Here is an 11,853-nt window from a genome sequence, read left to right as displayed (position 1 = left end):
CTGTCGATGGCCGAGCTGGCCCGCCGGGCGGGAATCGCCAAGTCGACGCTCTCCCAGCTGGAGTCGGGCGTCGGCAACCCCAGCGTGGAGACGCTGTGGGCGCTCGGCGTCGCGCTGGACGTGCCGTTCAGCCGGCTGGTCGACCCGCCGCGCCCGGTGGTCCGGGTGGTGCGGGCCGGCGAGGGCCCGGTCACCCACTCCGAGCGGGCCGACTACGCCGCGACCCTGCTGGCCTCCTGCCCGCCCAACGCCCGGCGCGACATCTACCGGATCGAGGCCGAGCCGGGCGAGACCCGGGCCTCCGACCCGCACATGCCGGGCACCGTCGAGCATGTGCTGCTGGGCGCCGGACGGGCGCTGGCCGGGCCGGCCGGGGCGCCCGTCGAGCTGGGCCCGGGCGACTACGTGAGCTACCCGGGCGACGCCCCGCATGTGTTCCGGGCCCTGGCGCCGGGCACCCTCGCGGTGATCGTGATGGAGCACGTCTGAGGCCGCCCGGCGGGCCTGCGCACCGGCCGGTCGACCGGGGCTAGAGCTTCAACAGCCGGTCCAGGAACGGGTTGCCGAACACCCGGTGCGGGTCGTGGCGGTCCAGGACGGTGACCGCCTCGTCCCAGCCGGCCCCGCCGCCGGCGCGGTGGCTGGCGGGAACGACCCGGTCCAGCATGTCCGGGTCGGCCCAGGCGGCGTCCTCGGTGTAGGCCCAGCCCTTGGACCACTCGACGCGCAGACCGGCCCGGGTGCCGTCGAAGGAGCGCAGCAGGGCCTGTTCGAGGTCCCGGGCGAAGCGGTGCAGCCCGGGCGTGCCGGGGAAGGCGAGCACGTCGAGCCAGACCGCGGTGTCCCACTCGGGCCGGTCGGGGCGCGGGCGCAGCGCGGAGAGCAGCGGCGGCCGGGCGCCGGGCACCCCGGACCACGCCGGGTCGTCGGTGCCGGTGACCCGGATCTCCACCGCGCCGTTCACCGGGAACTCGCCGCGGGACCGGTAGTCGTCGAGCAGCCGCCGGTACAGGTCGGCGAATTCGGCCACCACCCACTGGAGGTCGGCGCGCCGGGCGAGGATCGCGTAGCCGTTCGCCGTGACCCGCAGGGTGGTCGGGCGGACGTACTGGAGCAGGGTGCGGGAGGGGCCCCAGAGGTCGGAGTGCAGTCCGCCGGCGAGCAGGTGGGTGAGCACCTCGCCGGTGAGCAGGTCGCGGATCAGTCCGCCGGAGAGCAGGACGTCGGTGAGGTCGCCGGTGAGTCCGATCTTGGCGATCAGGTACTGGAGTTGGCCGAACAGCGGGGCGGATCCCCAGGCTCCGGCGACGAGTTGGCCGGCCAGCCGGGCGACCGGTTCCGGGATCGAGTCCGAGAAGGGGTAGTTGTAGGGCTCGTCGACGGCGCGGGAGCCGAACGGGCGGTTCGGGGCGATGCTCCAGGTCTTCAGCCACGGCCGGTCGGTGTAGGCGAACCAGATCGCCTCGGCCCGGCCGTCGCGGTCGACGAAGTCGGCGAAGGTGCGCGGGCGGGAGAGGCCGCCGAGCCCGGTGGAGGTGCCGGGGCGGGCGAAGAGCTCGGTGGCCGGGATGTCCAGCCGGCTGACGCAGCGCAGCGGGCGGTCGGCGCCGGCCCGGAGCACCACCTCGGTGACGAACGCCCGGCCGAGGTGGACCAGGAAGGCGGCGCTGTCCGCCTCGGACCGGTCGAAGGTCCGCAGGGTGTAGCGGTCGGTGGCGGGGTCGAGGACGACGGCGGTCAGGCTGGTCACCTGGTTGCTGACCGAGCCGTAGCCGTGTCCGTCGGCGCGGGCTTCGCCGGCGGCGGGGACGGCGGTGCCGTGGCCGCCGATCGCGAGCACGCCGCCGACGGTGAGTTCGCCGGGGGCAGGGACGGCGGTGAGGCCGAGGCCGCGGTCGGCCAGGTGGGCGAGCAGTGCCTCCATGGTGGCGCCGGTCTGGGCGCGGACGGTGGTGGGCGAGTCGGCGGTGACGGCGGTGAGGTGGCGGGTGGTGTCGAGCAGCAGCACCCGGGCCGACTCGGGGGTCCCGTCGGCGACGGTGAGCGGTGCCCAGGTGTGCCGGTGGCCCTGGGCGCGCAGGCGCCAGCCGTGGGCGCGGGCCCAGTCGGCGAGCGCCGGGACCTCCTCGGGGGTGCGCGGGGTGCAGGTCCAGAGCTGGTCGGTGCCGACCTCGCCGGACCAGTTCCGGTAGACGCGCTGGAACAGTTCGGTGCCGGCGGGCAGGTCGGGCGGGACGGGGGCGGCGGCCCGGGCGCTGTCCGGTCCGACGGTGCCGCTCACCAGCCAGCCGGTGGTGCCGAGCGCGGCGGAGAGGCCGAGGAGACGGCGGCGGCTGAGGCTGCGGTCGCCCGGCTCCCCGGGCGCCGGGTCGGGGGCGGCGCGGTCCTCCGGGCCCTGTCCGTCGTGGTGCCGATGGTGCTGGTGGTCCGGTGCTGCCGTCATGCCCGCCCCTGTGTCCGGTGGACTTTCGTCCGGTGTCTCCCCCGATTCCGGGTGAGCGTACGAAGCAGCCGCCGGGGTGCCCCGCCACGGCTCGTGATCTTCACTCGAAGGAATGAACCTTGCCGGATTTCCCGGTGGGCTCATAGGTTGATCGTGATCGTCGTCGCCCGACCTTCTTCCGTCCCCGCACTTCTGCCGTTCCCGAGCTGCTGCCGTCCCCGATCTTCTCCGGAGGCCCCACCGTGCCCGCGCCCGCGCCCCTGACCGTCGCCGTCGCCCAGCCCGCCTGCGCCGAACCGGGTCGGCCCGACACCGTCGCGGTCAACGTCGAGCGCCACGCCGCCGCCGTCCGGGAGGCCGGCGCCGCCCGGCTGGTGGTCTTCCCCGAGCTCTCCCTCACCGGCTACGACCTCGCCGCACCCTCGGTCGACCCGTCCGACGAGCGCCTCGCGCCGCTGGTCGCCGCCTGCGCCGCGACCGGCGCCACCGCCCTGGTCGGCGCGCCGGTGACCGACCCCGACGGCCGCGACTTCATCGCCACCGTCGCCGTCACCGGCGAGGGCGCCGCGGTCGCCTGCCGCAAGACGAACCTCTACGGGAACGAGCCCGAGCGCTTCGCCGCCGCCGAACGGCCCGCCCTGCTGGAGCTGGACGGCTGGCGGCTGGGCCTGGCGATCTGCGCCGACGCCGCCGACCCCGGGCACGCCGAGCGGCTGGTCGGGCTCGGCGCCGAGGCGTACGTCGCCTCCACCCTGTACGGGGCGGGCCCGGAGGCGCTGGCCACCAAGGCGGCCCGCTACCCGGCGCGGGCGGCGGACAACGGCGTCTGGGTGGTGCTGGCGACGGCCGCCGGGCCGAGCGGCGAGTTCGCCGCCAGCTCGGGCGGCTCGGGCGTCTGGGCCCCGGACGGCAGCGAGGTCGCCAAGGCGGGCACCGGGACGGGCGAGGTGGTGACCGCCGTCCTGGGGTAGTCATCAGCGGGAGGTCATCAGCGTCGGGTCCGGACACCTCGGTGTCCGGACCCGCGGGTCCGCGTCCGGCCCGGAAATACCCCGGGCCGGCGCGCGGCTGTGGTCAGCGGAAGCCGAACCCGGCCGGAGCGGGGACCCTGGATCCGCAGGGGTCCCCGGCCCCCGGTCCGACCGGGACCGTTCAGGAGGTGCAGCGCACGATGGGTGACGAGCAGTACCGGATCGAGCACGACTCGATGGGCGAGGTGCGGGTGCCGGCCGCGGCGAAGTGGCAGGCGCAGACGCAGCGCGCGGTGGAGAACTTCCCGGTGTCCGGCCAGCGCCTGGAGCCGGCGCACATCGCCGCGCTGGCGCGGATCAAGGCCGCCGCCGCGCGGGTCAACGCCAGGCTGGGCGTCCTGGACGAGGAGACCGCCGGGGCGATCGTGTCCGCCGCCGAGGAGGTCGCGACGGGCCGGTGGGACGGGGAGTTCCCGGTCGACGTGTTCCAGACCGGCTCGGGCACCTCGTCCAACATGAACGCCAACGAGGTGATCGCCACCCTGGCCGGCGAGCGCCTCGGCCGGCCGGTCCACCCCAACGACCACGTCAACGCCAGCCAGTCGTCCAACGACGTGTTCCCGTCCTCGATCCACATCGCCGCCACCGCCGCCGTCAGCCACGACCTGATCCCCGCGCTGGAGCACCTGGCCGAGGCGCTGGAGCGCAAGGCGGCGGAGTTCGCGGGCGTGGTCAAGGCCGGCCGGACGCATCTGATGGACGCCACCCCGGTCACCCTGGGGCAGGAGTTCGGCGGTTACGCGGCGCAGGTCCGGCACGGGCGGGAGCGGCTGCTGGCCACCCTGCCCCGGGTCGCCGAACTGCCGCTCGGCGGCACCGCGGTGGGCACCGGCATCAACACCCCGCCCGGCTTCGCGGCGGCGGTGATCGAGGAGGTCGCGCGCGCCACCGAGCTGCCGCTGACCGAGGCCCGCGACCACTTCGAGGCGCAGGGCGCGCGGGACGGCCTGGTCGAGCTGAGCGGCCAGCTGCGCACCGTGGCGGTCGGGTTCACGAAGATCGCGAACGATCTGCGGTGGATGGGCTCGGGCCCGCGCACCGGCCTGGGCGAACTGAACCTGCCCGACCTCCAGCCCGGCTCCTCGATCATGCCGGGCAAGGTGAACCCGGTCCTGCCGGAGGTGGTGCTGATGGTCTCCGCCCAGGTGATCGGCAACGACGCCACCGTGACGGTGGCCGGGGCGAGCGGGAACTTCGAGCTCAATGTGATGCTGCCGGTGATCGCCCGCAACGTCCTGGAGTCGGTCCGGCTGCTCGCCAACAGTGCCCGGCTGCTGGCCGACCGGGCCGTGGACGGCATCACCGCCAACGTCGAGCGGGCCCGGGAGTACGCGGAGTCCTCGCCCTCGGTGGTCACGCCGCTGAACCGGTACATCGGCTACGAGGAGGCGGCCAAGGTCGCCAAGCAGGCGCTGGCGGAGCGGAAGACGATCCGCCAGGTGGTCCTGGAGCGCGGGTACGTCGAGCAGGGGCGGCTCACGCTCGGGCAGTTGGACGAGGCGCTGGACGTCCTGCGGATGACCCGGCCGTAACGGCGGCCGGCACCGGGACACGCGCCCGGGGCGCGGACGGCGGCCTCGCCGTTCCGCGCCCCGGGTGTCGGGCTTCCGTCGGACGTCAGCTCTTCGCTCGGCCGGCCCGGCCGAGTCGCATCGCGGCTCCGTTCGACGTCATGGTGGCCATCGAGATGGCGGCGAGCCCCAGCAGGAACATCACGCCACCCGCGATCATGCAGGTCACGATGTTCTTGCCCCGGTTCACCTCACCCGAGACGACCCACGGCGAGACGAACGTCCACGCGCCGAGCAGGGTCGCGGCCCAGGCCCGTGCGTGAGTGCGCTCGTACGCCGAGCCGTAGCCGGCCATCAGCACGCAGTAGGCGATGCCGACGATCAGGCAGGTGACGGTCAGCGTGCTGAAAGCGGTGAAGCCGACGATCCATGGCGAGGCCGCCAGGAACAGACCGGCCAGGACGGCCAGGGCCTCGACGGCCTGGGCCCGTGGGGTCAGAGTGACCCGCTCGTAGTGCTCCCGGAGTTCGACGATGTCCGGATGGTGCTCCATGCCCATCGGAATCTGGGTAGACACCGATACCACCTCCTAGGTCTGGAACATGGGGGCGCAAGCCCAGTACCATTCTGGCGCCGTTGGACCGTTTTGCACCTTTTCGCCGGGGAAGCTACCCTGCCCGCCCGCCGGCCCGCCCCCTTCCGTCCGACGGGTGACCTCCGTCTCAACCCCGCCCGCCGCCATTGCGTATGCAACTCGTTGCATAGCAGGATGCCGCTCATGGCACTGGAGCACGCGATCCTCGTCTCGCTGCTGGAGCAGCCCGGTTCCGGCTACGAGCTGGCCCGGCGCTTCGACCGGTCCATCGGCCGCTTCTGGACCGCCACCCACCAGCAGATCTACCGGGTGCTGCGGCGGATGGAGACGGACGGCTGGATCTCGGTCGAGGAGGTCCCCCAGGACGGGCGGCCGGACAAGAAGGTGTACTCGGCGGCCGCGCCCGGCCGGACCGCGCTCGCCGCCTGGCTGCGCGAGCCCGTCGAGGCGGAGACGGTCCGCCACGAGCTCGCCGTGCGGATCCGCGCGGCGGCCTTCGACGACCCCGCCGCGCTGATCCCCGAGGTCGAACGGCACCGGGACGGCCACGCCGCCCTGCTCGCCCACTACCTCTACGGCGAGGGGCGCGACTTCCCGGCGCCGGACACGCTCGACGCCCGGCAGCGGCTCCAGCACGTGGTGCTGCGCGGCGGGATCGAGTACGAGCGGATGACGCTCGCCTGGCTGGACGACGTGCTCGCCACCCTGCGCGAGCTGGCCGCGGACGCCGCCACCCCCTCGTCCGGCACCGGCACCAATACCGGCACCGGCACGGCAGCCCCCACCGACTGACTCCGCGTACTCCGCGCGCCATGCTCCACCCACACCCTCAGCTCTCCACCTCTCCACCCTCGACCCCCGGGAGCCCGCGATGCTCTTCAACCCGCGTTCCTACGACCCCGCGCAGTTCGACGAGCCGACCCGCCGGCTGCTGCGCGCGACCGTCGACTGGTTCGAGTCGCGCGGCAAGAAGGCGCTGATCGACACCTACATCGATCGCAGCTGGTACGCCGACTTCCTCGAATTCGCCGCCAAGGAAGGCCTGTTCGCCGAGTTCCTGACGCCGTCCGCGGCCGACCCGGACAAGCGCTGGGACACCGCCAGGATCGCCGAGCTGAACGAGATCCTCGGCTTCTACGGCCTCGGCTACTGGTACACCTGGCAGGTCACCATCCTGGGCCTCGGCCCGGTCTGGCAGAGCGAGAACGAGGCCGTCCGGGCGCGGGCCGCCAAGCTCCTGTCCGAGGGCCATGTGATGGCGTTCGGGCTCTCCGAGCGCAGCCACGGCGCCGACATCTACTCGACCGACATGATCCTCACCCCGGACGGCGAGGGCGGCTTCACCGCCACCGGCTCCAAGTACTACATCGGCAACGGCAATGTCGCGGGCCTGGTCTCGGTGTTCGGCCGCCGCTCGGACGTCGAGGGGCCGGAGGGCTACGTCTTCTTCGCCGCCGACAGCCGCCACGAGGCGTACCACCTGGTCAAGAACGTCGTGAACGCCCAGATGTACGTCAGCGAGTTCCGACTGGAGTCGTACCCGGTCCGCGCCGAGGACGTGCTGCACACCGGCAAGGCCGCCTTCGACGCCGCGCTGAACACCGTCAACGTCGGCAAGTTCAACCTCTGCACCGCCTCCGTGGGCATCTGCGAGCACGCGATGTACGAGGCCGTGACGCACGCCCACAACCGGGTGCTCTACGGCAAGAAGGTCACCGACTTCCCGCACGTGCGGCGCGAGTTGACCGACGCCTACGCGCGACTGGTGGCGATGAAGCTGTTCGCCGCCCGCTCGGTGGACTACTTCCGCACCGCCTCCCCCGAGGACCGCCGCTACCTGCTCTTCAACCCGATGACCAAGATGAAGGTCACCACGGAGGGCGAGAAGGTCATCGACCTGATGTGGGACGTCATCGCGGCCAAGGGCTTCGAGGCGGACACCTACTTCGACAAGGCCGCCAAGGACATCCGGGGCCTGCCGAAGCTGGAGGGCACCGTCCACGTCAACCTGGCGCTGATCCTCAAGTTCATGGCCAACTACCTGTTCGCCCCGGCCGAGTACCCCGCGGTGCCGACCCGCCGGGACGCCGCCGACGACGAATTCCTGTTCCGACAGGGGCCGGCCCGGGGCCTCGGCGCGATCCGCTTCCACGACTGGCGGACCGCCTACGACGCCCACGCGCACCTCCCGAACGTCGCCCGGTTCCGCGAGCAGGCCGACGGCTTCTGCGCGCTGCTGCTGGAGCACGCGCCGAGCGCGGAGCAGCAGGCGGACCTCGACTTCCTGCTGGAGATCGGCCAGCTGTTCGCGCTGATCGTCTACGGCCAGCTGGTGCTGGAGCAGGCCGAGCTGACCGGGCTGGACCAGGACCTGCTGGACCAGATCTTCGACGCGCTGGTGCGGGACTTCTCCGCGCACGCCACCGAGCTGCACGGCAAGGCGTCCACCACCGAGGCGCAGGCCGCGTGGGCGCTGGCGCACGTCCGCCGCCCGGTCGCGGACGGCGGCCGGACGGCGAAGGTGTGGGGCATGGTCGAGGCACTCTCGGGCGCCTACGAGATGGCCGAGTAGCCACCTCGCTCACTCGTGGTGCACCCCGGGGGTGCCGGTCGGCGGACCGGTACCCCCGGGGCTGTCTCTCCGGCGGGTCGTCAGCCTCAGAAGGTGAGCTTCCAGCTGTCGATGTAGCCGGTGTCCTGCGCCGCGACGTCCTGGACCTTGAGCTTCCAGGTGCCGTCGGCGGCCACCGCGGACGCGTTCACGGTGTAGGTGGTCTGCACGTTGGGCGCGGAGTCGCCGCTGGAGCCCTTCAGGCGGAAGGCGGTGCCGTTGGGCGCGACCAGGTCGATGACCAGGTCGCCGCGGTAGCTGTGCTTGATGTCCACGCCGACCTGGAGCGCGGCCGGCGCGTTGCCGGTCCGGCCGGTCACGGTGACGGCGGAGGTGACCGCCGCCCCGTTGTCCGGGATCTGCACGTCAGCGGTGTTCTCGAAGACGGTGCCGGTGGGCGGGGTGGTGCTGCCGGCGGAGAGGGTCCAGATCGCGTACGCGATGGCGTCGCTCATCCGGTCCAGCGCGGTGTCGTTGATGTTGGCGGTGGTGTCGCAGGAGGAGTGGTAGCAGCGGTCGAAGGGCTGGCCCGCCGTTCCGCCCCACTTCGCGGCCTGGGCGCTGGTCTTGGTGTAGTCGGCGCCGCTGAACAGGCCGCCGACCCGGATGCCCGCGTCCTGGAACGGGGCGTGGTCGGAGCGGCCGTCGCCCTCGAAGTCCTGCTCGGTGCTGATGCCGAGGCCGGCGAAGTAGTCGCGGAACAGGGCGTCGAGCGCGCTGTCGTAGCGGTAGGTGAAGTAGCCCGGGTTGGGCGAGCCGATCATGTCGAAGTTGAGGTAGGTGTCGATCTTCGAACGGTCGGCGCTGGACAGGCTGTTGACGTAGTTCTTGGAGCCGATCATGCCGTACTCCTCGGCGCCCCACCAGCCGAACCGCAGGTGCTTGGAGGGCGTGAGACCGGCCCGGGAGACGGCGAGCGCGGTCTCCAGGATGCCGGCGGAGCCGGAGCCGTTGTCGTTGATGCCCGGCCCGCCGGTGACGGAGTCCAGGTGGGCGCCGGCCATGACGACGTGCGAGGTGTCGCCGCCGGGCCAGTCGGCGATCAGGTTGTAGCCGGTCGAGCCGTTGTAGCTGAAGGTCTTCAGCGTGGTGGTGTAGCCCGCGGCGTCCAGCTTGGCCTTCACGTAGTCGATCGAGGCCTTGTAGCCGGCCCGGCCGTGGGCGCGGTTGCCGCCGTTGGCGGTGGCTATCGACTGGAGTTGGGCCAGGTGGGCCTTGACGTTGGCCACCGGGATGTCGGGGGCGGCGGCCGCCGCCGACGGGGCGGCGACGGGGGCCGGCGCCGCGGGGGACGCGGCCGCGGCCGGGGTCAGGAGGGCGGCCGCGAGGGTGACGACGGCGGCGGCGGACAGGGCGGATCGGCGCAGGCGGGATCGCCTCGGGGCGCGCTCGGTCAATGGAGGCTCCGATATCTGATGGGGCAGAACGGAAGCGCGCCACTTCGCGGGCGGCGTTGGGGTAGTGAGGGGGTGTGGGGCCGACCGCATCGCAAAGTTGACGCGACCATGATGATTGAGGGAACCTTCGGCCCCGTCAAGAGGCAGTGGGCAGAAGGGCGGTTGTCAGCCGTCCGCCGTCGGGCGGTCCGGGGTGCGGGGAAGCTCCGCGCGGACGAGGGCGCCGCCGTCGTGGTTGCCGGTCGCGAAGCGGCCGCCCAGCTCCTCGGCGCGCTCGGCCATCGAGCGGAGCCCCAGCCCCGACCCGGCTCGACGGGACCCGTCGGCGTCGACCGGCTCCGACCGGTCCGAGGGGAATCCCCGGCCGTCGTCCCAGACCTCGACCACCACCGCCTCCGGCCGCACCCGCAGCGTCAGCCGGGCCTGCCCCGCCGCCGAGTGGCGCAGGACGTTGTTCAGCGCCTCGCCGCTGATCCGCAGCACCGCCACCTCCACCGCGGCCGCCAGCGCCGGCGGCGGGTCCGGGTCCAGTACCAGCGCGATCCTGACCCGCGGCCCGTCCAGCTCCGCGACCAGCCGCCGCAGCGCCACCGCGAGCCCCTCCCCCGCCAGCCCGATCCCCGCCGACACCGCCCGCAGCGAGCGGGCCGCCGAGGAGCCCTCCGGCACGGCGGCCCTGGCGGTGTCGACACCCAGCCGCAGCCCCGAGAGCGTGGGCCCGAGCCCGTCGTGCAGGTCGTGCCGCAACCGGCGGCGCTCCTCCTCGCGGGCGAGCACGATCTGCCGCCGCCCGCGCTGCAGTTCCTCGTACATGCGCAGCGAGGCGATCGCGGGCGCGGCCTGGTCGGCGAGGAAGCGGAGCACCTCGTGGTCCTGCGCGTCCAGCTCCGGCTGCCCGGCCCGCGGCGGCGCGTAGAGGTCGCCGATCACCGCACCCTCGTAACTGAGCGGGAACACCTGGCTGTCGGGGCCGACGGTGCCGACGGAGGCGAGTTCGTGCGGTCCGGTGCGGGTGTGCAGGACGACCCGGGCGCCGGGCAGGCCGAGGGCGCCCACCACGGTGTCGCACAGCAGCGGCGGGGCGTCGGCCGGGCTGACGGCGCGGCTCAGGCGCTCGGCGAGCGCCCGCACCACCTGGTAGGGGCGGGCCCGGTCGCCGTAGTAGAAGCGGTCGACGGCCCGCACGACCCAGCGGGTGGTGGGTCCCAGCAGTCCGCCGATGGCCAGCGCCCCGGCCGCCAGCAGCTGCGCGCCCGCGTTGCTGGCCGTCGGCAGGGCGCGGCGCAGCAGCAGGGCGATGCCGAGGTAGCCGGCGATCAGCAGGGCGATCAGCGCGAGGACGCTGAGCATCCGGCGGGTCGCCCGGTCGAGGTAGCGGGAGCGGTCGCGGGTGAACGCGTAGCCGACCGCGCCGAGCATCCACAGCGCCGACCCGGCGAAGTAGGCCACCGCCGCGACGCTCTCCGCACTCCCGATCTGCAGCGCGATGTTGGTCGTGACCAGCCACACCAGGTACGGCACCAGCACGGCGGTGACGCTGCGGTGCGGCCGCGCGGAGCGGCGCCAGCGGACGGCGGCCACGGTCAGGCTGATGACGACGATGCCCCAGGCGACCAGGGTCGCGTGCCATTCGTCGACCGGCAGTCCGCTCCCGTCCGGGACGAGGACGTCGCCGAAGTACGGCAGCGCGCGGCCGAGCCGCACGGCGCAGGCGTGCAGCGCGCTCCAGACGGCGACGGCGGCGACGAACGCACGGCCCGGTCCGCCGGGCAGCCGTCCCTCGGGCAGCCAGAGCGGCAGGGCCATGGAGACGAAGATGAACAGGGTGACGGAGGCGAGCAGCAGTGCGGCGCCGAGGGCCTGCACCACCGGTCCGGCGTCGGCGGCGGCGCCGGCGAGGAGGGCGAAGCGGGAGAGGCAGCCGCCGAGTCCGGCGGCCAGCAGGCAGTGGCCGAGGCTGCGGCCGGCCGGGGCCGGGTCGGACTCGGGGCCGGGGCCGGGGTCGCCGTCGGAGGCCGGGGCGGGCGCCGGTTCGTCGGCCCGCGGTCCCGCGCGGTGGGCGAGGATGAGCAGCCCGGAGAGCGCGAACGCGAAGCCGAGCAGGACGGTCTCGCCGTCGTGGAGGTAGAACGGCACGGCCCAGGCGGCGTCCTGGTGGGTGACGGCGAGCAGTACCCAGCCGAATCCGCTGAGCAGGGTCGCCGCGCAGGCCCAGACGGCCGGGGTGAGGCCGCTCCGCCGGGGTGGCGCGGCCGGGCGGTCCGG

9 protein-coding genes are annotated in these 11,853 nt (G+C 73.7%); 5 read left to right on the top strand and 4 right to left on the bottom strand.

Translation table 11 applies throughout. The features are described 5' to 3' along the window. Positions 1-489: XRE family transcriptional regulator (locus VR45_RS21925; RefSeq protein ID WP_045941514.1), on the top strand; the 489-nt coding region annotated here is incomplete at its 5' end. Positions 490-529: 40 nt separating this feature from the next. Here the strand turns inward: VR45_RS21925 and VR45_RS21920 are convergent. After that, positions 530-2,443, bottom strand: coding sequence for a cholesterol oxidase substrate-binding domain-containing protein (locus VR45_RS21920; protein WP_078896728.1), 1,914 nt, complete (start codon positions 2,441-2,443; stop codon positions 530-532). A gap of 242 nt (positions 2,444-2,685) precedes the next feature. On the opposite strand from VR45_RS21920, the gene VR45_RS21915 reads away from it, so the two are divergent. Both VR45_RS21915 and VR45_RS21910 read left to right on the top strand, forming a co-directional pair. Beyond that, the gene (locus VR45_RS21915) at positions 2,686-3,414 is read left to right on the top strand and encodes a carbon-nitrogen hydrolase family protein (protein ID WP_199925982.1); all 729 of its coding nucleotides are present in this window, start codon (positions 2,686-2,688) and stop codon (positions 3,412-3,414) included. A 200-nt stretch (positions 3,415-3,614) separates the two neighbouring features. Further along, positions 3,615-5,006, top strand: a complete 1,392-nt coding sequence (locus tag VR45_RS21910) for a class II fumarate hydratase (protein WP_045941509.1) — start codon at positions 3,615-3,617, stop codon at positions 5,004-5,006. Positions 5,007-5,091: 85 nt separating this feature from the next. On the opposite strand, the gene VR45_RS21905 is transcribed toward VR45_RS21910, so the two are convergent. Next, the gene (locus VR45_RS21905; RefSeq protein WP_234326073.1) at positions 5,092-5,562 is read right to left on the bottom strand and encodes an SPW repeat protein; all 471 of its coding nucleotides are present in this window, start codon (positions 5,560-5,562) and stop codon (positions 5,092-5,094) included. A gap of 201 nt (positions 5,563-5,763) precedes the next feature. Between VR45_RS21905 and VR45_RS21900 the strand changes: the two genes are divergently transcribed. Together VR45_RS21900 and VR45_RS21895 are read left to right on the top strand one after the other, a co-directional pair. Next, entirely contained in the window at positions 5,764-6,372 is a 609-nt protein-coding gene (locus tag VR45_RS21900) for a PadR family transcriptional regulator (protein ID WP_045941508.1), read from the top strand. 79 nt (positions 6,373-6,451) lie between these two features. Further along, positions 6,452-8,152, top strand: coding sequence for an acyl-CoA dehydrogenase family protein (locus VR45_RS21895; protein WP_045941507.1), 1,701 nt, complete (start codon positions 6,452-6,454; stop codon positions 8,150-8,152). Between the two features lie 86 nt (positions 8,153-8,238). On the opposite strand, the gene VR45_RS21890 is transcribed toward VR45_RS21895, so the two are convergent. Then, the gene (locus tag VR45_RS21890) at positions 8,239-9,588 is read right to left on the bottom strand and encodes a M28 family metallopeptidase (RefSeq protein ID WP_045941506.1); all 1,350 of its coding nucleotides are present in this window, start codon (positions 9,586-9,588) and stop codon (positions 8,239-8,241) included. 165 nt (positions 9,589-9,753) lie between these two features. Beyond that, on the bottom strand, positions 9,754-11,853 hold a 2,100-nt coding region (locus VR45_RS21885), incomplete at its 5' end, for an ATP-binding protein (protein ID WP_052709269.1).

This window comes from Streptomyces sp. NRRL S-495 (assembly GCF_000966955.1).
Lineage (GTDB): Bacteria > Actinomycetota > Actinomycetes > Streptomycetales > Streptomycetaceae > Kitasatospora > Kitasatospora purpeofusca.
Note: the sequence above shows the minus strand (reverse complement) of the source record. Positions and strands in the feature narration are given on the sequence as shown.

Bases quoted from the DNA above. Each gene is read 5' to 3' on its own strand.
- VR45_RS21895 (WP_045941507.1), top strand. From the start codon at position 6,452: ATGCTCTTCAACCCGCGTTCCTACGACCCCGCGCAGTTCGACGAGCCG.
- VR45_RS21920 (WP_078896728.1), bottom strand. From the start codon at position 2,443: ATGACGGCAGCACCGGACCACCAGCACCATCGGCACCACGACGGACAG.
- VR45_RS21900 (WP_045941508.1), top strand. From the start codon at position 5,764: ATGGCACTGGAGCACGCGATCCTCGTCTCGCTGCTGGAGCAGCCCGGT.
- VR45_RS21910 (WP_045941509.1), top strand. From the start codon at position 3,615: ATGGGTGACGAGCAGTACCGGATCGAGCACGACTCGATGGGCGAGGTG.